Below are 22,805 nucleotides of genomic sequence, written 5' to 3' on the forward strand. Positions count from 1 at the left end.
CGTCTTGCGGCTATAGTGATTCCCCCCTCTACCCCCCCCCCCCCCCCAACACCTCTCACGCCCGTGGTCCCCCCCCCCCCCCCCCCCCCCCCCTCACCCCCCCCCCCCCCCCCCCCCCCCCCGGTCCCCGGTGTCCGACAGGCCGACAACCCGGCCCGTCGGTCTCCGACGAGCCGAGGACCCGGCCCGGCGGTCTTCGTCACAGCCCGCTGGGCAGCCGTATGTACGTCACGGTCGTCTTGATGCCGCTGTCGACCAGGCGGCCCTGGGCGTCGAACGCGCCCGACCCGTCGGTCATGCCGAAGTCGTTGTCGTTGACGAGGGCGAGTGTGTCGCGGTCCACGCGCGCGATGCCCTCGATCTTCCCCGGCACTCCGTCGACCTTGCCCAGGTCGACCACCAGCCGCTTGGCCGGCACCGGCACACCCTGTGCGGCGGGGTCGTCCAGCTGCTCCAGCGACGGAGACGTCGTGTCGTCGTCCCACGGGCCGCCGAGAATGTCGGCCTTGCGGTCGAGCCGGACCAGGTGCAGCCGGGCCGCCCTGTCCGTGCGCTCCTCGACGAGCAGCCGGTCGGCGCCGACGGCCACCACCGAGGAGATCTTCAGCTCGGAGGTGTCGTCCTCGCCCGGGTCGACCACGTCCACCGGGTCGAACCGGTAGGCGTACTCGGCGGTGACGGCCTTCTTCCGAGGCGAGAAGCGCAGCAGACGGGTGGTGCGCGACGCGTCCCCGGCGTCCGCGTCGGGCAGCGACAGCGGGCTCTGCAGGGCGATCACCAGGTCACCGCCGGGAAGCTGCGCCAACCCCTCGAACCCTCGGTTGACCTTGCGGTGCAGCAGAACCGACGGCAGCGCCTCCACCACCGGATAGTCGGCGCCGGTCAGGTTCAGCCCCTCGGGCACGTAGCGGGTGAGCACCTGCCCGTGCGCGGAGACGTGGACGAGCGAGGGGCCGTACTCGTCGACGAGCCAGAAGCTCCCGTCCCCGGCCCGCACGATGCCCTCGGTGTCCAGGCCGTTCGGGTCGTGGGAGAGCGGGGTGCCGGCATCGTAGGTGTACGGCGCCTCGTCGCGGCTCTTCTGGTTCGGCAACCCGGTGACGGCCTTCCCGGAGGAGGTGGTCAGCGCGATCGCGTCGACGACCTCGACCCTGTCCCCGCAGACGCGGATCTTCACGATCGCGGGGTCGAAGCCCGGCACCGGGAACGTGCGGCGCTTCTTGCCGTCCACCTTGATCTGGCCGTTGGGCCCGCGGTCGGTCACCGTCCAGTACTCGCCCTTGCGGCCCGCCGGGTAGATGTCGCTCCCGATGCCGCCCAGCTTCACCCCGTGGTCGTCACTCACGCCGCCGGGCAGCAGCGTGTTGCTGAACGCGCCGAGCGGGATCTCGCCCAGGGTCGCCGTGCGGACGACCCGGGCCTCCCCGGAGGGCGCCGCGGTGGCCGTCCCGGCGGCCACGAGGGTGGCGGCCAGGGCCAGGGGCAGGCCCGTGGCGACGGAACGGTGGACGCGGCGCCGGCCGGCGGCGTGCGGGGACATCGGGCCTCCTGGTGACAAGGTCGTTGACAGCGGCCACATTTGGGCCCCAGGAGGAACACCGCACGACCGCGGGGTGAACGGCGGGCGTCCACCGCTCATCGGATCGTGCGGAGGCCACACTGACGATGTACGGCCGGAGGTGACGGTCGGCCAGAACAGTTCGGCGTCGGTCGGAGCCCTGCAGCCCCGGTTGGAGTCATTGCAGCGCCAGCCGGAGGCCTGCGGAGCCACGGGGCGCCTTGCAACGGCCCGGCAGAGCCCCGCAGAGGTCACTGGGCGCCTGGCAGCGGCCAGTCAGTGCCCTTCGACGATCGGTCGGTCACCTTCAGCAGGAGCGGCATCCGGGTCGAGGGCGTCCGGGTCGAGCCGCGCCGAGGCGAGGGCCGTCGCGGGATCGCCGTCCGGCCCGGCCGCGGGGACCCAGCGGCCGTCCTCGTCGCGATACGGCCACCAGTGGCCGTCCCTGCCGAGGCGCAGCTGAACCCCGCCGTCCAGGACGGTCCACCGGTTGCCGCTCCTGCGGAACGACGGCCGCTCGTCGGCTTCCCAGGCCGCTTCCAGGGCCACACGCGCGCGTGCCAGTGCCACGTCCTCCACTTCCCACTCCTCGTCGAGTACCGCCAGAGCGGGCCCGCTCCCGATCTCCCAGGCGCGGACGGCCGTCGCCAGCCCCTCACGATCGCGCCCCGAGCCGGCGGCGAGCCGCTCGGTCACCGCATCGGGCGGCGCACCGCAGGCCAGGCGTACGGCGTCCTGAGCGGCTGTCACATAGATGCCTTCCTGCGGATCGGCGGACAGGGACCGCGCCAACTGCCGGTATGCCTCCACGGCGGTGCGGCCGGCCAGATGTGCCAGAGCGGCGGGATCGACCCCTGGCGCCGGAGCCGTGTCGGCGTCGAGAGCCGGTGGTGCGCCAGGCGCCTGCGGGAGCCCCGGAAGATCGGGCAGCGGGGGGAGGATGTCCGCGGCCGCCCACGCCTCGCCCGCGTCGACACCCGCCGATTCCGGCACGCGGGTCACCGGCCTCGGCGCGGTTCCGCGCACGTGCAGCTCCGCCAGGAACGCGTCCTTGGCCCGCCCACGCATCAGCAGGAGCAGAAACGGATCCTCGTCCAGCAGCCGCGCCACCTGGTGACACAGCGCGGCGGTGTGCCCGCAGTGGTCCCACGTGCCGCAGTCGCACTCGGGGTCCAGATCGCCGAGGCCCGGCAGGAGTTCGATCCCGCTCACCGCCGCGTCCTCGATCAGATGAGGCGGTAGCTCCCGGTCCAGGAGCGCGGCCATGTGCCCGGCCTGCGCCACGGCCAGATCCAGGAACCGCCCCCACTCCTCGGCGGACAGCTCCGGCACCAGCACGTCGGCCCGGTGCGCCGCACCTCCCGTGTCGCGTACGACGGCGGTGACCCGGCCCGGTCGTACCGTCACCGCACCCACGCCGCCCGCGCGCGCGAGCCGGCGTCCCGCCTTGACCGCCGCCGAGTCCAGAGCCGCGTCCTCCAGAGCCCGCAGCCATGCCCGACCCCACCAGCTCTGGGCGAATCCACGTCCGCGCGCGGGTGGCGGCGCGACGTACGTGCGCGCCGTCTCGTGGTCGTGTTCGTCGTCGTAGCGGCTCATCGCGCCTCCCCGCGCAGTTCCACCAGCGCGGCCAGTGCCGCGTCCGTCAGCTCCGTCAGTGCGGCCTCGCCGGTACCGAGCACCGCCTCGGCCAACTCCCTCTTGCGGCCCAGCATCTCCGCGATGCGGTCCTCCAGGGTGCCCTCGGCGATCAGCCGGTGCACCTGCACCGGGCGGGTCTGCCCGATGCGGTAGGCGCGGTCGGTGGCCTGCGCCTCCACCGCCGGATTCCACCAGCGGTCGTAGTGCACGACGTGCTCGGCGCGGGTGAGGTTCAGACCGGTTCCGGCGGCCTTCAGCGACAGCAGGAACACCGGGACCTCGCCGTCCTGGAAGCGCCGTACCATCTCCTCGCGCGCGGGGACCGGTGTTCCGCCGTGCAGGAGCAGCGAGGGCACTCCGCGGGCGGCCAGGTGCCGTTCGAGCAGGCGGGCCATGCGTACGTACTGTGTGAAGACGAGAACAGCCGAGCCCTCCGCGAGGACGGTGTCCAGGAGTTCGTCCAGCGACTCCAGCTTCCCCGAGCGTCCTGCGAGCCGCGGATCGTCCTCCTTGAGGAACTGCGCCGGGTGGTTGCAGATCTGCTTCAGACCGGTCAGCAACTGCACGATCAGGCCCCGCCGGGCCATGTCGTCGGCGGCCGCGATCCGGTCCAGCGTCTCGCGGACCAACGCCTCGTAGAGACCCGTCTGTTCATGGGTCAGGGCCACCGGGTGGTCGGTCTCGGTCTTCGGGGGCAGCTCGGGGGCGATGCCGGGGTCCGACTTGCGGCGCCGCAGCAGGAACGGCCGGACGAGCCGCGCGAGCCGCTCGGCGGCAGCGGGATCCCGGCCGCCCTCGACCGGTTGCGCGTACCGTGCGCGGAAGGTGCCGAGGCGGCCGAGCAGACCGGGGGTCGTCCAGTCGAGGATGGCCCACAGTTCCGTGAGGTTGTTCTCCACCGGCGTGCCGGTGAGCGCCACGCGCGCGCGTGTCCCGATGGAACGCAGGGCCCGCGCGGTCGCCGAGTAGGGGTTCTTCACGTGCTGTGCCTCATCGGCCACCACCATGCCCCAGGGCACCTCGGTGAGCCGTTCGGCGTCCAGGCGCATCGTGCCGTACGTGGTCAGGACGAACTCCCCGGTCGCCACGGAACCGAGGTCACGCCCCGGGCCGTGGAACCTGCGCACCGGCACCCCGGGGGCGAAACGCTCGATCTCGCGCTGCCAGTTGCCGAGCAGGGAGGCCGGGCAGACGACGAGGGTGGGACCGGCCGCGGAGGCATCCGTCTGCCGGTGCAGATGCAGTGCGATGAGGGTGATCGTCTTGCCGAGCCCCATGTCGTCGGCGAGGCAGCAGCCCAGCCCGAGGGAGGTCGTGCGGGCCAGCCAGTCGAGGCCGCGCAGCTGGTAGTCCCGCAGCGCGGCGGCCAGGCCCGGCGGCTGCCCGACGGCCCGTGCCGTGTCGGCGTCCGTGAGCCGCTCCCGAAGCGCGTCCAGCCACCCCGTGGCCCGCACGTCGACCTCTTGGCCGTCGACCTGCGCGGAGCCCGTCAGAGCGGCGGCCAGCGCGTCCACGGGAGCGAGGGACCGGGCCTGCCGGGTCCGGGCGCGATGCGCTTCCGACGGGTCGATCAGCACCCATCCGTCCTTCAGCCGCACCAGGGGACGTTCGGCCTGCGCGAGCCGGTCCAGCTCCTCCCGGGACAGCTCCCGCCCGTCCAGCGCGAACCACCAGCCGAGCGTGACCCCGGCCTCCGCCGAGCGGAACGCCGACGGTGCCGAGGCGCCCCCCGGTGCGGCGCCGCCGTCCGGCGGGCCGACCGTCGCGTGGACGGTGAGCCGGCGCGACAGTGTCTTCGGCCAGTGCACGTCGACCCCCGCCGAGGCCAGCGCTCGCGCGCCCTCGCCCAGGAGGTCGGCGATCTCGTCGTCGGCGAGGTCCACCGTGTCGGGGACGGCGGCGGACAGCAGAGGCGTCAGCGGTGGCCAGGCCCGGGCCGCGCGGCGCAGCGCCAGCAGCGCGTCCGCACGCGCGCGTGGACCGGACGAGTCACCTGGACCGAACGCGTCGCCTGGAGCGACTGAGCCGCGTGGACCGGAAACATCATGGGGACCGGAAGCATCAAGTGAACCGGACACGTCATGGGAACCGGACGCCTCGTGCGTGGCCGCACCGGTCCACAGATCGGCCGCGTCCCTCACGTCCGTGGCCCCGGTCAGCCCGTGCACCTGGAGAACCGCACGGAACCGGACCGGAGCGTCGTCCTGCTGTGCCGCGTCGTCGAGACCGGACGTCTCCACGCGCAGTGACAGCCGCACGCCCGCGTCGTGGCCGGCGGCGATGTCGTCGGCCCACGCCCGCAGCGCGGGCAGTCGCTGCGGTTCGGACACCGCGTACGCGGTGCCGCCGGTCACCATCGCGGCGGCCGGGGACCGCGGAAGTACGTCGGCGACCGCGTCCAGGAAGGCGCGCAGCAGCCGCTCCGGATCGGGCAGCAGGGGTGGGCCGTCGGCCGTGAGCGGCACGGCGTGCGCCTCCGGCGGCATGCCGGCGGCGAGACACCGGACCAGCTCCACGTCGTGCGGCGACAAGGGTCCGACCCGCCAGGCGTCGTTGCCGCCGGGGGAGAGGCCGGGCAGGAGCAGACCGCGTGCCAGGAAGTGCAGGGCCAGCAGACGGGCCGTGCCCCAGAAGACAGCGGACCGGTGTCCCCGCGGAAGCTCGCGCGAGCGTGCGAGCAACGGAAGCGCGCTGTGCAGGGGCAGCACGAGGGCCGGCGTACGGTCCCGTTCGACCTCGCCGTCCGCCGCGGGGACGACGACGTCCAGGTCTGTCATGGAGCCGTCCGCGACGACGGGGGGTGCCTCGCCGTCCGGCCGCCAGAAGGCGAGCCGGCCCTGACGTGGGGGATCGGCGGGCAGGAACACTGCGCGACAGCGGGCCAGTTCGGACAACTCGGACAGCTCGGGGTGTGGTGCCGGGGTGATCCTCTGCACGTTCTGCCCGCACTCCTCAAATTTGACTACTGGATCGGGGTGGTCGAGGGTACAGCACGCCGAGGCGTCGACCCTCAGGTTGAGATCGTGATCTGGGCCACTGCTCCCCTGTGCCGGCGAGAGGCGGCACCATTAAGGGGCGGGCCTCAGGGATGTCTCAGGGCCGGTGTCCGGAACCGCGGGGAGCGGGGCGCCGTTCTCAGAGCAGAGAGCGGCAGTGGCCGTGAAGGAGGGACGCTCATGTCCAAGAACGCGAAGCTCGCCGTGGGCGGGGTGGCGGTCGGGCTCATCCTGTTGATATGGCTGCCCTGGTGGGTGGCGTTCCTGATCGTGGTGGGCGTCCCGGTGGCCGCCTACCTGGCACTGGACCCCTCACAGCGGCGTCGGCTGCGCAGGGTCGGCCGCAAGGAACTGGGTCGCTGAGGCGACGGCGCACGGCGCGCGTGAGCCGCCCGGACTGTCCGGCTCACGCGGCCTCGCCTCACACGGCCCTGGCCGGCGCGACCCGGCCCACTCGACCCGGGCCCATGCAGCCCTGGCTCACAGGGGCCGTACGGCAAGCTTGTCGAGCGCCTCCAGCAGGCCCGGCAGTTCGGGTCCCCGGCCGATCGGCAGGACCTCACCCGGTTCCTCGTCGAGCAGGACGAACGCGATGTCGTCGGTGCGGGCCACGATCGACCAGCCCGGACCGTCGGCACGCAGCGTACGGGCGTCACCGGGGGCGAACGACGAGCGCACCCGGCCGAGCGGCGGCGGCGAGTCGACATAGGCGCGCGCCTCCGCGAGCACCCGTCGGACACCCGGGTGGCCGCCCTGCGGTGCGTTCTCCCCGTCCCCCGGCACGGACTCCGCGGACTGCGCCGGCTCCGCGGGCCGCACCCGCTCGCTCGGTACGGAGAATTCGGCGTCGTTGATCTGTTCCCGCCACGCTGCCCACTGCAGCGCTATCTCGTCGGCGCCGAGCCTTCGCTGAGCGGGCCCCCAGAAGCTGGTGTCCGGCGGGCTGAGCGGGGTCTGCTCCGCCACCTCGGGCGGCGGGTCGTGCGGCGCGGGGACACCGGGGGCCGCCACGGCGACCGACAGGGGCCATCCCGGCAGAGCGGTCACGACCGCGCGCTCGTCCGGTGACAGTTCGTACTCCATGCCGCAGTCCCAGGATGCGATCGCCACGGCCACCAGCGAGACGTCGTCGATGACGACCGTCCAGCGGGCGCCGTCGCCGTCCTGGCCCAGCACCAGGCCGTACCCGTCGGCGCGGGGCGCCAGGCCCAGCGCCGCGCACGCCTCCGGATAGTCGTCGCCCAGCACGCTCGGAAACTGCGCCGGCGTCAGCAGCACCGCCGTCAGTACGTACAGCGCATCATCCGTGGCGGCGACGGCGTCATCGTCCGTCCCGGCCATCCCTGCCTCCCCAGTGGTTCGTCCTTCGGCGCGCACCCTAGTGCGAGGAGAAGGCCCTTGTCACGACTCCTCACACCGCCCGGAGCTGCAGGTTTCCGCCTGGACGGGGGCGAAACGACCACAGTGGCCGAGCCAGGGTCCTCAGGCCGCCGGCAGCCCGAGAAGGTCGCGGGCCACCGCGGCGGGCGACTCGTCGCGCTCCCGGGCCAACGCGACGACGGCCCGGCAGGCGAGTTCGTTCACCCCGAAGGTCAGGGCCTCCGGCGAGACCCAGGCCGCCGCCTCCTCGACCCGGTCCTGGTCGTCCTCCGCGCGGGCCGCCACATAGACGGCGGCCGCTTCGAACAAGTTGTGTGCGCGCCTTTCCCCTGGGTTCACGGGCTGCGCGCGCGTGGAGGTGCGGAGCCTGGCGGCGTACTTGCGGAACATGCCGAACACGCGTACCACCCTTTCCCGGACGGGTTCAGTGCCGATCAGTCACCTGTTGCCCCTCAACGTAGAGTTGGAGCTTCGGCGGCAGAAGGGGGAGGGCGCTGTGAAGCGTTTCGAGCGGCTCGGGCGGATCCGCCGGCTGGACCCGGTGGCGGACGCGCAGGAGATCTATCGGCTCAGTGTGGCGTTCGAATTCCCCTGGGACTACGCACGCGCCCTGGAACTGGCCCTCTACCGCACGTACGCCGTGCCCGGCATCGGGCGGCTGCTCGCACGGACGGCGGAGCTGACCGAGCGTACGCAGAAGAGGTACGACGACACCGTGCTGCTCCTCGACGCCATCGTGGAACACGGCTTCGCCGCCGAGGAGGGCCGTACCGCGATCCGTCGGATCAACCAGATGCACCGCAGCTACGACATCAGCGACGACGACATGCGGTACGTGCTCAGCACCTTCGTCGTGATGCCCCGACGCTGGATCGACACCTACGGCTGGCGGCGGCTGTCCCGGCACGAGGTCGTCGCCTCCACCGAGTACTACCGCACCCTCGGCCGGCACATGGGCATTCCCGGCATCCCCACGACCTACGAGGAGTTCGAGGCTCTTCTCGACGCCTACGAGGAGGCCCACTTCGGCTGGGACGAGCAGGCCCGGCAGGTCTCCGACGCCACCCTCGACCTGATGGCGTCCTGGTACCCGCGCCCCTTGGCGCCGCTGCTGCGCACGGCGACGCTCGCCCTGCTCGACGAGCCGCTGCTGCGCGCCTTCCGCTACCCGTCGCCGGGCGCGGCCACCGCCGCGTTCGTCCGTCGCGCCGTACGGACGCGCGGCCGGATCGTCCGGCTGCTGCCGCCGCGGCGCGCCACGCATTTCGCTCGTCAGAACTGGGAGGTCAAGGGCTACCCGAACGGCTACCACGTGGCCGACCTCGGCACCCGCCCGATCCCCGGGCTGCGGGGCTGCCCGGTGCGGCACCGGGACACCTCAGCGGCCGACCCCGTCGAGTGAGGCAAGGGTGTCACGCAGCCAGGCGAGTTCGGCCCGGCTCGTGGCACGCGCGATGGTGAGGACGCCGCGCCGGAACGGGTCGCCCACCTCCTCCGCGCGCAGCGGCCGGTCGCCGTCGTAGAAGAAGCTCGCCGGCTCCTCCAGGAAGGCCAGCCGGCGTCGCAGTACGGTCGCCTGGGCGGCGGGATCCTCCAGGTGCCGCAGGAACGCGAGCAGGGTGAACCACTGGTTCTCGTCGGTGATCTCGCGCTGCGCGGGTTCGGTGAGCCGGCGCTTGAGTTCGCGTTCTCCCTCCTCGGTCAGCCGCAGCGCATGGCGCGGCGCGGCCACGGCACCGGGCTCGGGTGTCCGTACCAGCAGGCCGGCCTTCTCCAGGCGCTTGATCGCCGGGTACAGCGTGCTCTCGGCGACGGGCCGTACGTGGCCGGTGAGTGCCGCGATGTGACGACGCAGCACGTAGCCGTGCAACGGGGCGTCGTACAGGAAACCGAGGATGGCGAGTTCGAGCATGGCCTGATTCTCTCCCAGAGCGCGGTACATCGGTGCCTTGATACTTTCGCACCGCTATACATCGTGACCGATGTATAGTCTGCGGCATCACAGGACATCCGAGGGGGCACGGTGAAGCAGGCCGCATTCGACAGCGAGGGAAGTCGCATCCGTTGGACGGAGGTGCCCGGGGCGGAGCCCGCGCGCGTGTATCTGCACGGGCTCGGATCGATGTCGGCCGTCTACCACGCGCACATCGCGGCCCGACCCGAACTGGCAGGAAGGCGTAGCCTCTTCGTGGATCTGCCCGGGCACGGCATCAGCGACCGGCCCGGGCACTTCGGATACTCGCTGGAGGAGCACGCCGACGCCGTCGCCGTCGCCCTGGACCGGGCGGGCGTCGCCGGCGCCGAGTTGGTCGGGCACAGCATGGGGGGTGCCGTCGCCATCGTGCTGGCCCACCGGCGGCCCGATCTCGCCTCCAGGCTGGTCCTCACGGAGGCCAACCTCGACGCCTTCCCGCCGCAGACCGCCGCCAGCAGTGGAATCGCCTCGTACGGGGAGGACGAGTTCGTCGAGAAGGAGCACGCACGCGTGCTGGAGGCCGTCGGCCCGCTGTGGGCGGCCACCCTGCGTCTGGCCGACCCGCGCGCCCTGCACCGCAGTGCCGTCGGCCTGCGCCGGGGATCGAACCCCGTGATGCGCTCGATCCTGGAGGGGCTCGCCGTCCAGCGTGTCTACCTCCAGGGGGAGCTGAGCGGCGAACTGGACGGCAGGGAAGGCCTGGCAGCCGCGGGGGTGCGCGTGGTGACGGTGCCCGGCGCCGGGCACAACGTCATGTTCGACAACCCCGACGCCTTCGTGGCAGCCGTCGCCGGAACGGGCTGACCCGCCGCGGCCGTCAGTTCGCGCGCACCGCGAGCGCGAGGAAGCGGGCGTCCTCGTCGGTGTACGACGTCATACGCCACCCCGAACGGGCCAGGAGCGGGCCGAGGTTCGCCTCGGCCCGCAGGTCGTCCGGCGTGATCTGCCGGCCCTGACGTGCCGCCAGGGCCGCACGGCCGATGGGGTGGAACAGCGCGAGCGTTCCGTCCGGCCGCACCGCGCGGGCCAGTTCCCGCAGATTGTCCGCCGGGCGCGGTAGATGTGCGATCAGGCCGGCCGCGAAGACGGCGTCCAGGGAACCCGACCGCAGCGGCAGCGCGGCCACGTCCGCGAGCAGCAGCCGCCCGTCCCGGTGCCGGCCCGCCCGCACGGCGGACGTCAGCATCGCCGGGGTCAGATCGGCACCCAGCACCACCCCGGAGGGGCCGACGGCGGCACGCAGGGGCGGCAGGGCGCGCCCCGTGCCGCAGCCCGCGTCCAGCACGCGGTCGCCCGCCCGCAGCCCGACCTCGGCGACGGCGGCCGCGTAGGCGGGGCCGTCGTCGGGGAACCTGGTGTCCCAGTCGGCCGCCCGCGCGGTGAAGAACTCCTGGACGTGTGTGTGGTCGTCGCTCATGTGGGGCATGATCCCTCACCGTCACGAGGGATGTCGCGGTGCGCATGTTCGAGCGGGACGCGATCGTTCCGTCGCATCTCTGTGTCATATTCCAACAGCTTTCGAAATGCGCCCCCTTTGTGCGCTCCCGCCCCGGCTAGCGTCCCGGGGCCATGGGACACCTGGACCACGCCGCCTTCGGCTGGCTGACCCCCGTGCTGTCGTACCTGATGGCCTGCACAGCGGCCGCACTGGGACTGCGCTGCACCGTCCGTGCGCTCGCCGCCACCGGCCGCTCGCGCCGCAACTGGCTCGTCACCGCGGCCTCCGCGATCGGGACGGGCATCTGGACGATGCACTTCGTGGCCATGCTCGGCTTCCGCGTCAGCGGCACCGACATCCGCTACGACGTGCCACTGACCATCCTCAGCCTCCTCGTCGCCATGGTCGTCGTCTGCGCCGGCGTCTTCGCCGTCGGCTACAGCCGCGACCGCAACCGGGCGCTCCTGCTCGGCGGACTCACCACCGGGCTGGGCGTCGCCAGCATGCACTACCTGGGCATGGCGGCGGTCCGGCTGCACGGCCACGTCCGGTACGACCCCCTTCTCGTCGGACTGTCGGTGCTGATCGCGGTGGTGGCGGCGACGGCCGCGCTGTGGGCCGGGCTCAACATCAAGTCACCCCTCGCGGTCACCGTCGCCTCCCTGGTCATGGGCGCCGCCGTCAGCAGCATGCACTACACCGGGATGTTCGCGGTGAGCGTGCGGGTGAACCCGTCCGACCACGCACTGTCCGGGGCCACGGCGATGCAGTTCATCTTCCCCCTCGCCGTCGGCCTCGGGTCCTACCTGTTCATCACCTCGGCCTTCGTCGCCCTGTCACCCACAGCCGACGAGCGCGAGGCCTCCGCCTCCGCCCAGCGGCCCGTCGAGAGCGTCGCCCGCTAGCCGGAACCGGCCCGAGCGCCCCGACCCACGTCCCGAACGAGGAGGCCATGCGCCCACCCCGTACGCCTGAGAAAGCCGGGTCCCCGGCGCACCCTCCGCGCGGCCGTCGCGCCCACGCCGGGCCACCGGCGCAGGAGGGCACGGACCACCCCCTCGGCATACCGCCGGCCACGGCACGCGCGCGAGGGAGCCGTCGGCACCTGCGCCCCCGGACCGTGCGCGCCAAGGTGGTCAGCCTCCTGATGGTGCCCGTCGTCTCCCTGCTCGCCCTGTGGGCCTACGCCACCGTCAGCACCGCCCAGGACGTCGCCCGGCTGCGCCAGTCCCAGCAGGTCGACGCGGAGCTGCGCGCCCCGGTGGCCACGGCCGTCGCCGCACTCCAGGCCGAGCGCAGCGCAGCCGTGCGCTACGCCGGTGCCCCCGGCACCGCAGACCGCGACGGACTCGAGGGTCTGGCGGCCCGCACGGACCGGGCCGTGGCCAAGCTGCGGCTCGGCGACGACAGCACGGTCGCCGACAGCCAGGAACTGCCCGCCGGTGTCTCCGAGCGCCTCGACGCCTTCGTCACCGGCGCCGAGCACCTCCGCACACTGCGGACGGCCGTACTCGACCACAAGACCGGCTGGGAACAGGCCTACGCGCAGTACACGAAGGCCATCGGGGCGGCCTTCGCCGTGGACGGCGCCCTCACCGGCGTCCAGCAGGCCGACGTCGGCTCCGACGCGCGCGTGCTGCTCGAATTCTCCCGGGCGGCCGAATCGCTGGCCCAGGAGGACGCCGTCCTCGCCGGCGCACGGAGCGGCGCTCTGGAGGGCGAGCGGCTGCGGCTGTTCGGTTCCGCCGTCGCCGCACGCCGCGCCCTGATCGAGGCGGCCGTCGCCGATCTGCCCGCCGCACAGCGCGCCGCCTGGCACGACCTGGTCGCCGGCCGCTCCTACACCGCCCTCGGCGCGGCCGAGGACAGGATCCTCACCGCCGAACCGTCCGACCCGGCACCGTCGGCCGGCTGGAGCGCCGCCCACGCGCGCGTGCGGGACGGAATGCGGACCATCGAGGCGGACACGGGCCGCGCCGTGGCCGGCAGGGCCGACCCGGTCGCCCGCGGTCTGCTCAGCCCCGCGGGTGCCGCCGTGCTCCTCGGCCTCGCCGCGGTCGCCGCCTCACTGGTCATCTCCGTCCGGATCGGCCGTGCGCTCGTGGTCGAACTCGTGACCCTGCGCAACGACGCCCTGGAGATCGCCCGCCGCAAACTCCCCGAAGCGATGCGGAAACTGCGCGCGGGCGAGGAGATCGACATCCAGGCCGAGGCGCCCGCCGGACCACCGGCCGAGGACGAGACCGGCCAGGTCGCGGAAGCCCTGACCACCGCGCACCGCGCCGCCCTGCACGCCGCCGTGGAGCGCGCCGAACTGGCCGGCGGAATCTCCGGGGTCTTCGTCAACCTGGCCCGGCGCAGCCAAGTACTGGTCCACCGCCAGCTCAGTCTCCTGGACAGCATGGAGCGCCGCTCCGACGACCCCGACGAGCTGAGCGACCTGTTCCGTCTTGACCACCTCACCACCCGGATGCGCCGCCACGCCGAGAGCCTGATCATTCTCTCCGGCTCGGCCCCCGGACGGGCCTGGCGCATGCCGGTGTCCCTGACGAACGTCGTCCGTGCCGCCGTGTCGGAGATCGAGGACTACGCGCGCGTGGAGGTACGCCAGCTCCCCGAGGCGCACGTCATCGGGGCGGCGGTCGCCGACCTCACCCACCTGCTCGCCGAACTGGTGGAGAACGCCGCCCAGTTCTCCCCGCCGCACACCCGCGTGCGCGTCACCGGCGAACCCGTCGGCAACGGCTACGCCCTGGAGATCGAGGACCGGGGACTCGGCATGGGCGCCGACACGCTCGCCGAGGCCAACCGGCGCATCGAACAGTCCGAGGCCCTCGACCTCTTCGACAGCGACCGGCTCGGACTCTTCGTGGTCAGCAGGCTCGCCTCCCGGCACGACATCAAGGTGCATCTGCGGACCTCCCCCTACGGAGGCACCACCGCCGTCGTCCTGTTGCCGACCGCCCTGCTGCACGGCGGTTCGGCGGAACGGTCTTCCCGGCAGGACGAGCAAGCCCGGCGCGAGCAGGAACGCCCCTACACGCGCGTGCCCGGCGAGGCCGCGCCCCCGGAAGCCGTCGCCGCACGGCCGGACCGGCCCGCCCTGGCGGCCACCACCTCCGCCCCGCACGGCACCTCGACGACCCCGGGCCCGCGCGGCACCCCGACCGACCCAGGCCCGCACGGCACCGTTGCCGAGCCCGGCCTCCGTCGCCCCGCGACCGCGCCAGGCCCCCACCGCACCGGTTCCGATTCCGGCCCCCCTCTCCCCCCGACCGAGCCCGGCCCGCACCGCACCGCCGCGGGCCCGCACACCACCCCGAACGACGCCCCGCCCCCCGGAGTCACCGCCTTGAGGCTGCACCGCTCCCCGAACGACTCCGAGCCCTCCGAAGAACTCCCGCGTCGTGTGCGCCAGGCGAGCCTCGCTCCCCAACTGCGTCATCAGCGGCCCGAAGAGCCCGCCGCGGCCCCCGTACGGCAGGGCGAGGACCGGCGCACCCCCGAACTCGTACGGGACCGGATGGCGGCCTACCGCGACGGCTGGGCGCGCGGCGGCGGTCCCCGGCCCGGCCGCGGCGCCGCCCCGGAACCCGAAAAGGGCAGTCACAGCAGTGAAGGAGACCCGGCATGATCCAGGACCCGACCCCGAGAACCGGCCGGCGATCCGGCGAACTGGACTGGCTGCTGGACGACTTGGTCATGCGGGTGAGCCAGGTACGGCACGCCGTGGTGCTGTCCAACGACGGCCTGGCCATCGGCGCCTCCACCGCGCTGGCACAGGAGGACGCCGAGCACCTCGCCGCCGTCGCATCCGGCTTCAACAGCCTGGCCAAGGGTGCGGGACGGCACTTCGGCGCGGGCGGAGTACGCCAGACCATGGTCGAGATGGACGACGCGTTCCTCTTCGTGGCCGCGGCCGGCGACGGTTCCTGCCTCGCCGTGCTCACCGCCGTCACCGCCGACATCGGGCTGGTCGCCTACGAGATGGCGCGCCTGGTCAAGCGGGTCGGCGAGCACCTCTACACGGCGCCGCGCGCCGCGGCTCAGCCGCCTGCCGCCGGCTGAGCCGGAGCAGGCGGCACCGATGACGGAGAACCCGACCGGCGGCCCAGGGGGGCCGGCCAGCCAGTGGTACGACGGCGAGGCCGGGCCCCTGGTCCGCCCGTACGCCATGACGGGCGGCCGCACCCAGCCCGGCCCCACCGGCGTGCGCTTCGACCTGATCGCGCTCGTCACCCTCGATCCCGCCGGCCCGGATGCCGGTGACACCGCGCTCGGCCCCGAGCACCGGACCCTGATCGAGCTGTGCCGCACGGAGACACAGTCCGTCGCCGAACTCGCGGCGGACGCCGACCTGCCCGTGGGCGTGGTCAGGGTGCTCCTCGGAGACCTCCTGGAACTCGGCTGCGTGACCGTCAGCCGCCCCGTCCCCCCGGCGCGCCTGCCGGACGAACGGATCCTGCGCGAGGTCATCGAGGGATTGCGAGCGCTGTAGATGAACGTTCAGAACCCGTCCCACACCCCGTACACCTGGCCGCATCCCGAACCGTACGGGTTGCGCAACCGACCGGGCGCGAGTCGGTCACATCAGGTGCGTTCCGGTCCAACCGCCCGGACGAGTGCCCCGGTTGTCATGATGCTGACTTCATCCCCGGAGCACCCACACGTCGACCGCAGCCGGCCCTCCCGAGAGAAGTGATCATGGTCTCCGAGCACTCCGACACCGTCGGCGACACCTCCGCCCTGGCGCTGAAGATACTGGTCGCCGGCGGATTCGGCGTCGGTAAGACGACCCTGGTCGGGGCCGTCAGCGAGATCCGGCCGCTGCGCACCGAGGAACTGCTCAGCGAAGCCGGTCAACTGGTGGACGACACCGGCGGCGTGGACCAGAAGGTCACCACGACCGTCGCCATGGACTTCGGGCGCATCACGATCCGCTCGGGCCTGTCCCTGTACCTCTTCGGCACACCCGGACAGGACCGTTTCTGGTTCCTGTGGGACGAGCTGTCCCAGGGCGCGCTCGGTGCCGTGGTCCTCGCGGACACCCGGCGCCTGGAGGACTGCTTCCCCGCCGTCGACTACTTCGAGCACCGGCGCATCCCGTTCGTGGTGGCCGTCAACTGCTTCTCGGGAGCCCGTACCTACGGCGCCCGTGACGTCTCGAGGGCCCTCGACCTCGACCGCGGCACACCGGTGGTCCTGTGCGACGCGCGCGACCGGGACTCCGGCAAGGAGGTGCTGATCCGGCTCGTCGAATACGCCGGGCGGATGCACACCGCCCGGCTCCTGGACTCGGTCGGCTGACCGCCGCTCAGGCCGCCAGATCCTTCACGGCCACCACCTTCTCGATGGTGACACGGACCAGCAGCTCACCCGGAACGCCGTTGCGGGCGCCGTACTCCTCGGCGCGGTCCTCGCCCATGTAGCGAGCGGCGATCCGGGTGGCCCACAGGCGCACCTCGTCCAGATCCTCCGACAGCCGGGCGCGGCCGTTCAGTACCACGAAGTGGAACGGCGGCCGGTCGTCGTCCAGGCACAGCGCCACCCGTCCGTCACGGGCCAGATTCCGCCCCTTCACGGTCTCCTTGCCGGTGTTGAAGACCAGTTCGTCTCCGTCCAGCAGGAACCAGATCGGTGCCACATGGGGGCTCCCATCGGCGCGAACGGTGGACAGCTTGCCGGTGCGGGTGCCCTCCGAGACGAACGCCCGCCATTCCTCGTCGGTCATCTTGTCTGCCATGCGCCCATCCTGCTTGCCCGGACGCTGGTCGTGGGGAAGGCTGGCGGAGAGTTCCTCCTGTCAGGGGGAGACGTCACACGGGGAGACGGACATGGCGCAGAACCAGGGACTCGGGTGGCTCCTGGACGATCTGACCGAGCGCGTGGACCATGTGCGGCACGCGCTGGTTCTGTCGAACGACGGTCTGGTCACGGGAGCGAGTACGGGCCTACGTCGCGAGGACGCCGAGCATCTGGCCGCCGTGGCATCCGGGCTGCACAGTCTGGCCAAGGGTTCGGGACGCCACTTCGGCGCGGGCAGAGTGCGCCAGACCATGATCGAGTACGACGACGCCGTGCTGTTCGTGACCGCCGCCGGCACCGGTAGCTGTCTGTGCGTGCTCAGCGGAGCGGAGGCCGACATCGGGCAGATCGCCTACGAGATGACCCTGCTGGTCAATCGCGTCGGCGAACACCTGGGCGTCGATGCCAGGCAACCCGAGCGGGCCCCCATCACAGACCTCTGACCTGGGATTTTCTTCATTCCTGTGGAGTTATCCACAGGCTCGCCACGAGCTGCGGCATGGCGGCTACGGTGTGTATGCGGCTCACGCACAGGGCGTCAGCCACCGACTCCACGGGGGAGTACGACCATGTCGGCAAGCACCTTCGGCCCGCCCCGCCCGCTCATCTGCTCTCCGAGCCGTGCCGCTCGTGAACTGGAGCTGAAACGAAGCGAGTTCGACCTCGCCGTGCGGCTCGGTCATGTCCGGACCGTGCCTGACGAGGGCGGGGGAGGTGGCCGGCGGGTGGAGCGCGCGGAGATCGACCGCCTCCGCGCCCAGGACGGCTTCCCCGAAGCTCTCCGTGACCGGGTACGGGTCGTGGGGACCGCGGAGGGCGCCGCGCTCATGGAGATCCCCGCCGGCCGGTTCACCCGGCTGGCGCGCCTGGGCCTGATCGTGCCGGTGAAGTTCTACCTCAACCGTTACCAGGCCGTGGTGTGGCTCTACCTGGCGCAGGAGCTGCGGAACTTCACGTCAGGCGCCGAGAACGCGCACCTGCTCAAGGGGCGGACGCCCGAGACTCTGCGCGGCCAGCTGGAGGCAGGAGTGGACCTGCGCGCCCGCAACTGGCGCGGACGACACCTCGGTCTCCTGCTGCGGCAGGCCGAGGGCCCCTGGGCCCGCGCCGGTGCAGTGGCGGCCTTCCTCGCGCTCGTCGAGGTCGCCGATGTCGTCAAGGATCCGTACGAGCGCGCCCATGTGAACCGGTTCCGGCCCGCACCGCCCGGTCAAGGGGCGCCGGATTCGCCCTCCGCTCACCTCGCCGAGCGGATCATGACCGCGCACGACACGGACGAGATCGAGTGGCTGCGCAGCGAGCTGGCACGCGCCGTCGAGGAGGCCCGCACCCTGTCGCCCGCCCCGCGGCCCTCTGCCCGCCGCACGGCGCCGGCGACACGGACGACGGCACGGCCGATCCCGCCGATGGCACGAACGGTCACTCGTCCGGCAAGGCCGGAGGGACGGCCGAGCCCACCGTCCGCACCCGGGTGCGAGGGTCCCGGGCGGGAGCCGGCGCAGCCGGCCCGCGGCCTGCGGGCCTGGCTGCGCCGGAGAGGTCCACGGCCCGTACGGGCCTGAACCCGCGCGATTCTCAGCGGCGCCCACGGGACGTGCCCGGGGACGGGGAGGCCTCTACAGAGCCCTGAAGAGCCCCTCCTGCACGACCGAGACGAGCAGACGCCCCCGCAGGTCGTAGATGCGCCCACGCGCCAGACCGCGGCCACCGGTGGCGATCGGCGACTCCTGGTCGTACAGGAACCACTCGTCCGCGCGGAACGGCCGGTGGAACCACATGGCGTGGTCCAGCGAGGCCATGTCGAAGTTCCGCGGGCCCCACAGCGGTTCGACCGGGATACGGACCGCGTCCAGGAGGGTCATGTCACTGGCGTAGGTCAGCGCGCAGGTGTGGACCAGCGGGTCGTCCCCGAGCGGTCCGACCGCGCGCATCCACACCGCGCTGCGCGGCTCGGCCCCCTCGATCTCCTCGTTGTGCCAGCGCAGTCGGTCCACGTACCGGATGTCGAAGGGCTGGCGGCGCGCCATCCGCTCCAACTGCTCCGGCAGCGCGCCCAGATGCTTGCGGATCTCCTCGGTCACCGTGGGCAGCGACTCCGGGTCCGGCACCTCCCGGGCCGGCGGCAGCTGGTGCTCGAACGGTCCTTCCTCAGGCTTGTGAAAGGAGGCGGTCAGATTGAAGATCGTGCGGCCCTGCTGCACGGCCGTGACCCGGCGGGTCGTGAACGACCGGCCGTCGCGGACCCGCTCGACCTGGTACACGATCGGCACACCGGGACGGCCCGGGCGCAGGAAGTACGCGTGCAGCGAGTGCACCGGACGGTCGCCGTCCGTGGTGCGCCCTGCGGCGACCAGCGCCTGGCCCGCCACCTGGCCCCCGAAGACCCGCTGCAAGGACTCCTGCGGGCTTCGCCCACGGAAGATGTTGACCTCGATCTGCTCCAGGTCGAGCAGGTCGACCAGTCGCTCGGCCGGATTCGTCGTCATCGGTGGGACTCTCCTGTGCTCACAGCTGGCCGACGTCGGTGACGCGGACGATCGCGCGGCCCTCGGCGTCGGAGGCCGCGAGGTCGATCTCCGCGCTGATGCCCCAGTCGTGGTCGCCGCCCGGGTCGTCGAAGATCTGGCGGACGCGCCAGAGGCCGTTCTCCGGCTCCTCGTTGATCACCAGCAGCTTGGGACCGCGCGCGTCGGGGCCGGTGCCGAGGTCGTCGTACTCGTCCCAGTACTTGTCCATGGCCTCGCCCCACGCCTCGGCGTCCCAGCCGGACTCGGCGTCCATCTCGCCGAGTTCCTCGACCTGGTCGAGGGCCGCCAGCTCCACGCGGCGGAACAGGGCGTTGCGGACCAGGACCCGGAAGGCGCGCGCGTTGGTGGTGACCGGCTTGACCTCGTCGGCCTTCTCCCGGGCCTCCTCGGCGGTCATCTCCTCGGGGTTGGCGAGCTGCTCCCACTCGTCCAGCAGGCTGGAGTCCACCTGGCGGACCATCTCGCCGAGCCACTCGATCAGGTCCTGCAGATCCTCGGACTTCAGGTCGTCGGGGATGGTGTGGTCGAGGGTCTTGTAGGCGCTGGCGAGGTAGCGCAGCACGATGCCCTCGGTGCGGGCCAGCTCGTAGAAGGACACCAACTCCGTGAAGGACAGTGCTCGTTCGTACATGTCGCGGACGACCGATTTCGGCGACAGCGGGTGGTCGCCGACCCACGGGTGGCTCTTGCGGTAGGTGTTGTACGCGTGGAAGAGCAGCTCTTCCAGCGGCTTCGGGTAGGCGACGTCCTGGAGGCGCTCCATGCGCTCCTCGTACTCGACGCCGTCCGCCTTCATCGCGGCCACGGCCTCGCCGCGCGCCTTGTTCTGCTGGGCGACGAGAATCTGCCGCGGGTCGTCCAGCGTGGACTCGACCACGGACACCATGTCCAGGGCGTAGGACGGCGACTCGGGGTCGAGGAGTTCGAACGAGGCGAGCGCGAACGTGGACAGCGGCTGGTTGAGCGCGAAGTCCTGCTGAAGGTCGACGGTGAGCCGGACGATGCGGCCCTCCGCGTCCGGCTTCTCGAGCTTCTCCACGATCCCGCCGTCCAGCAGCGAGCGGTAGATCGCGATGGCGCGGCGGATGTGCCGCAGTTGCTGCCTGCGCGGCTCGTGGTTGTCCTCGAGAAGGTGGCGCATCGCCTCGAAGGCGTTGCCGGGCCGGGCGATCACCGACAGCAGCATCGTGTGCGTGACCCGGAAGCGGGAGGTGAGCGGCTCGGGATCCGACTCGATCAGCTTCTGGAAGGTGTTCTCCGTCCAGGCCACAAAGCCTTCCGGCGCCTTCTTGCGCACCACCTTGCGGCGCTTCTTCGGGTCGTCGCCCGCCTTCGCCAGGGCCTTCTCGTTCTCGATGACGTGCTCGGGCGCCTGCGCCACGACGAGTCCGGCCGTGTCGAACCCGGCCCGGCCGGCCCGGCCCGCGATCTGGTGGAACTCACGTGCACGCAGGGTGCGCACTCGGCTGCCGTCGTACTTGGTGAGCGCGGTGAACAGCACGGTGCGGATGGGCACGTTGACACCAACGCCGAGGGTGTCCGTGCCGCAGATGACCTTCAGCAGGCCGGCTTGGGCGAGCTTCTCCACCAGGCGCCGGTACTTGGGCAGCATGCCGGCGTGGTGGACGCCGATGCCGTGCCGGACGTAACGGGAGAGATTGCGGCCGAACTTGGTGGTGAAGCGGAAGTTGCCGATCAGTTCGGCGATCTGGTCCTTCTCCTCGCGCGTGCACATGTTGATGCTCATCAGCGCCTGCGCCCGCTCCACGGCCTGTGCCTGCGTGAAGTGCACGATGTAGACGGGCGCCTGCTTGGTCGCCAGCAGATCCGTGAGCGTCTCGGTGAGCGGGGTCAGTTCGTACTCGTAGGAGAGCGGGACCGGGCGCGTCGCGGAGCGGACCACCGAGGTGGGGCGGCCGGTGCGGCGGGTGAGGTCCTTCTCGAAGAAGGAAACATCACCCAAAGTGGCCGACATCAGGATGAACTGGGCCTGGGGAAGCTCCAGCAGCGGGATCTGCCAGGCCCAGCCGCGGTCGCCTTCCGCGTAGAAGTGGAACTCGTCCATGACGACCTGGCCGACGTCCGCGTTCTTGCCGTCGCGCAGGGCGATCGACGCCAGCACCTCGGCGGTGCAGCAGATCACGGGGGCGTCGGCGTTCACGGAGGCGTCGCCGGTGAGCATGCCCACGTTCTCGGTCCCGAAGAGCTTGCACAGCTCGAAGAACTTCTCCGACACCAGCGCCTTGATCGGGGCCGTGTAGAAGGTGACCTCGTCCCGGGCCAGCGCGGCGAAGTGCGCGCCCGCGGCGATCATGCTCTTGCCGGACCCGGTGGGCGTCGAGACGATCACGTTCGCCCCGGAGACCACCTCGATCAGCGCCTCCTCCTGGTGGGGGTAGAGGGTGAGGCCGCGCTCCTGCGCCCACGACTCGAAGGCTTCGTACAGGGCGTCGGGGTCGGCGGTCGGCGGCAGCTGATCGATGAGGGTCACGCACCCATCTTGCCTGGCCTTGTCCCCGAGAGGGGAATCGGCTGCGGGAACGAAGATCACGGCCGCTACGCTGTGTCGCCGACGCAGCGTCACCGCACCAGGCCAACTGGACAGCGGCACACGAGGAATGGGGCGGAAAGCGGCCATGATGGGACCAGCACACTCACTGTCGGGGGCCGCGGCCTGGCTCGGCGTCGGAGCGGCCGCCGCCGCGGCCGGTCACCCGATGCCCTGGCCGGTCCTCCTCGTCGGCGCCCTGATCTGCGCCGGCGCCGCGCTCGCTCCGGACCTCGACCACAAGGCGGCCACCATCTCCCGGGCCTTCGGGCCGATCTCCCGCTGGCTCTGCGAGATCGTCGACAAGCTGTCGTACGCCGTCTACAAGTCGACCAGGAAGCAGGGGGACCCGCGGCGCTCAGGAGGCCACCGCACACTGACGCACACCTGGCTGTGGGCGGTTCTGATCGGCGCCGGCTGCTCCGGATTGGCGATCACCGGCGGTCGCTGGGCGGTGCTGGCGATCCTGTTCGTGCACATGGTGCTGGCCATCGAGGGCCTGCTGTGGCGGGCGGCGCGCGGCTCCAGCAGCGATGTGCTGGTCTGGCTGCTGGCGGCGACCAGCGCGTGGATCCTCGCGGGGGTGCTGGACAAGCCGGGCAACGGCTCGGACTGGCTGTTCACGGCGCCGGGCCAGGAGTACCTGTGGCTGGGGCTGCCGATCGTGCTGGGCGCCCTGGTGCACGACATCGGGGACGCGCTGACGGTGTCCGGCTGCCCGATCCTGTGGCCGATCCCGGTGGGCCGCAAGCGCTGGTACCCCCTGGGACCGCCGAAGCCCATGCGGTTCCGGGCCGGCAGCTGGGTGGAGCTGAAGGTGCTGATGCCGGTGTTCATGCTGCTCGGCGGAGTGGGTTGCGCGGCGGCCCTCAACGTGATCTGAGCCGCCTCACCCGCTCGGGGCACCTGGCGCGTCGCTCGCCCGCACGGCGCCCG

Annotated in this window: 21 protein-coding genes; 11 read left to right on the forward strand and 10 right to left on the reverse strand. The window is 72.2% G+C overall.

Annotated features, from left to right (window positions below; genetic code table 11):
* Positions 1-199 precede the first annotated feature (199 nt).
* The 3 genes from ACZ5CW_RS11545 to ACZ5CW_RS11555 all read right to left on the reverse strand — a co-directional run bounded on the left by ACZ5CW_RS11545 (position 200) and on the right by ACZ5CW_RS11555 (position 6,135).
* Positions 200-1,540 carry an esterase-like activity of phytase family protein gene (locus ACZ5CW_RS11545; protein WP_468600104.1) on the reverse strand — a complete coding sequence of 447 codons (1,341 nt, stop codon included), beginning with the start codon at positions 1,538-1,540 and terminating at the stop codon, positions 200-202.
* A gap of 294 nt (positions 1,541-1,834) precedes the next feature.
* Positions 1,835-3,157 carry an SWF or SNF family helicase gene (locus ACZ5CW_RS11550; protein WP_468600105.1) on the reverse strand — a complete coding sequence of 441 codons (1,323 nt, stop codon included), beginning with the start codon at positions 3,155-3,157 and terminating at the stop codon, positions 1,835-1,837.
* The gene (locus ACZ5CW_RS11555; protein WP_468600106.1) at positions 3,154-6,135 is read right to left on the reverse strand and encodes a DEAD/DEAH box helicase; all 2,982 of its coding nucleotides are present in this window, start codon (positions 6,133-6,135) and stop codon (positions 3,154-3,156) included. Before ACZ5CW_RS11555 ends, ACZ5CW_RS11550 begins: the two co-directional genes overlap by 4 nt.
* Positions 6,136-6,375: 240 nt before the next feature.
* Between ACZ5CW_RS11555 and ACZ5CW_RS11560 the strand changes: the two genes are divergently transcribed.
* The gene (locus ACZ5CW_RS11560) at positions 6,376-6,558 is read left to right on the forward strand and encodes a hypothetical protein (protein WP_468600107.1); all 183 of its coding nucleotides are present in this window, start codon (positions 6,376-6,378) and stop codon (positions 6,556-6,558) included.
* Positions 6,559-6,675: 117 nt separating this feature from the next.
* Here ACZ5CW_RS11560 and ACZ5CW_RS11565 read toward each other — a convergent pair whose 3' ends face one another.
* Positions 6,676-7,536: a hypothetical protein gene (locus tag ACZ5CW_RS11565; RefSeq protein ID WP_468600108.1), complete on the reverse strand. Its 861-nt coding sequence runs from the start codon at positions 7,534-7,536 to the stop codon at positions 6,676-6,678.
* A 141-nt stretch (positions 7,537-7,677) separates the two neighbouring features.
* Entirely contained in the window at positions 7,678-7,965 is a 288-nt protein-coding gene (locus tag ACZ5CW_RS11570; RefSeq protein ID WP_468600154.1) for a hypothetical protein, read from the reverse strand.
* A gap of 106 nt (positions 7,966-8,071) precedes the next feature.
* On the opposite strand from ACZ5CW_RS11570, the gene ACZ5CW_RS11575 reads away from it, so the two are divergent.
* Complete coding sequence (locus ACZ5CW_RS11575) at positions 8,072-8,977, forward strand: oxygenase MpaB family protein (protein ID WP_468600109.1); 906 nt, start codon at positions 8,072-8,074, stop codon at positions 8,975-8,977.
* Here the strand turns inward: ACZ5CW_RS11575 and ACZ5CW_RS11580 are convergent.
* Positions 8,954-9,487 (reverse strand): PadR family transcriptional regulator, encoded by a 534-nt coding sequence (locus tag ACZ5CW_RS11580; protein ID WP_468600110.1) that lies wholly within the window; start codon positions 9,485-9,487, stop codon positions 8,954-8,956. The genes ACZ5CW_RS11575 and ACZ5CW_RS11580 overlap by 24 nt on opposite strands.
* Positions 9,488-9,598: 111 nt before the next feature.
* Here ACZ5CW_RS11580 and ACZ5CW_RS11585 point away from each other — a divergent pair, with 111 nt between their 5' ends.
* Complete coding sequence (locus tag ACZ5CW_RS11585; RefSeq protein ID WP_468600111.1) at positions 9,599-10,354, forward strand: alpha/beta fold hydrolase; 756 nt, start codon at positions 9,599-9,601, stop codon at positions 10,352-10,354.
* Between the two features lie 13 nt (positions 10,355-10,367).
* On the opposite strand, the gene ACZ5CW_RS11590 is transcribed toward ACZ5CW_RS11585, so the two are convergent.
* Complete coding sequence (locus tag ACZ5CW_RS11590; RefSeq protein WP_468600112.1) at positions 10,368-10,967, reverse strand: class I SAM-dependent methyltransferase; 600 nt, start codon at positions 10,965-10,967, stop codon at positions 10,368-10,370.
* A 152-nt stretch (positions 10,968-11,119) separates the two neighbouring features.
* Between ACZ5CW_RS11590 and ACZ5CW_RS11595 the strand changes: the two genes are divergently transcribed.
* From ACZ5CW_RS11595 to ACZ5CW_RS11615, 5 genes are all read left to right on the forward strand, one after another.
* Positions 11,120-11,893: an MHYT domain-containing protein gene (locus tag ACZ5CW_RS11595; protein WP_468600113.1), complete on the forward strand. Its 774-nt coding sequence runs from the start codon at positions 11,120-11,122 to the stop codon at positions 11,891-11,893.
* Between the two features lie 47 nt (positions 11,894-11,940).
* Positions 11,941-14,622: a sensor histidine kinase gene (locus ACZ5CW_RS11600; RefSeq protein WP_468600114.1), complete on the forward strand. Its 2,682-nt coding sequence runs from the start codon at positions 11,941-11,943 to the stop codon at positions 14,620-14,622.
* Positions 14,619-15,056 (forward strand): roadblock/LC7 domain-containing protein, encoded by a 438-nt coding sequence (locus ACZ5CW_RS11605; protein ID WP_468600115.1) that lies wholly within the window; start codon positions 14,619-14,621, stop codon positions 15,054-15,056. Before ACZ5CW_RS11600 ends, ACZ5CW_RS11605 begins: the two co-directional genes overlap by 4 nt.
* Before the next feature lie 19 nt (positions 15,057-15,075).
* On the forward strand, positions 15,076-15,486 hold the full coding sequence (locus tag ACZ5CW_RS11610) for a DUF742 domain-containing protein (RefSeq protein WP_468600116.1): 411 nt from the start codon (positions 15,076-15,078) through the stop codon (positions 15,484-15,486).
* A gap of 206 nt (positions 15,487-15,692) precedes the next feature.
* Positions 15,693-16,295, forward strand: coding sequence for a GTP-binding protein (locus ACZ5CW_RS11615; RefSeq protein WP_468600117.1), 603 nt, complete (start codon positions 15,693-15,695; stop codon positions 16,293-16,295).
* A 7-nt stretch (positions 16,296-16,302) separates the two neighbouring features.
* On the opposite strand, the gene ACZ5CW_RS11620 is transcribed toward ACZ5CW_RS11615, so the two are convergent.
* Entirely contained in the window at positions 16,303-16,731 is a 429-nt protein-coding gene (locus ACZ5CW_RS11620; protein WP_468600118.1) for a PPOX class F420-dependent oxidoreductase, read from the reverse strand.
* Positions 16,732-16,822: 91 nt separating this feature from the next.
* Here ACZ5CW_RS11620 and ACZ5CW_RS11625 point away from each other — a divergent pair, with 91 nt between their 5' ends.
* Both ACZ5CW_RS11625 and ACZ5CW_RS11630 read left to right on the forward strand, forming a co-directional pair.
* Complete coding sequence (locus ACZ5CW_RS11625) at positions 16,823-17,236, forward strand: roadblock/LC7 domain-containing protein (protein WP_468600119.1); 414 nt, start codon at positions 16,823-16,825, stop codon at positions 17,234-17,236.
* A gap of 126 nt (positions 17,237-17,362) precedes the next feature.
* A complete protein-coding gene (locus ACZ5CW_RS11630) occupies positions 17,363-18,355 on the forward strand; it encodes a DUF6397 family protein (RefSeq protein ID WP_468600120.1) in 993 nt (330 codons plus the stop codon).
* 54 nt (positions 18,356-18,409) lie between these two features.
* Here the strand turns inward: ACZ5CW_RS11630 and ACZ5CW_RS11635 are convergent, their stop codons facing one another.
* Entirely contained in the window at positions 18,410-19,279 is an 870-nt protein-coding gene (locus tag ACZ5CW_RS11635) for an acyl-CoA thioesterase (protein ID WP_468600121.1), read from the reverse strand.
* A gap of 19 nt (positions 19,280-19,298) precedes the next feature.
* Complete coding sequence (locus tag ACZ5CW_RS11640) at positions 19,299-21,812, reverse strand: DEAD/DEAH box helicase (RefSeq protein WP_468600122.1); 2,514 nt, start codon at positions 21,810-21,812, stop codon at positions 19,299-19,301.
* Positions 21,813-21,957: 145 nt separating this feature from the next.
* On the opposite strand from ACZ5CW_RS11640, the gene ACZ5CW_RS11645 reads away from it, so the two are divergent.
* On the forward strand, positions 21,958-22,752 hold the full coding sequence (locus ACZ5CW_RS11645; protein WP_468600123.1) for a metal-dependent hydrolase: 795 nt from the start codon (positions 21,958-21,960) through the stop codon (positions 22,750-22,752).
* Positions 22,753-22,805 lie beyond the last annotated feature (53 nt).

It is taken from the genome of Streptomyces sp. NPDC031379 (assembly GCF_055569615.1).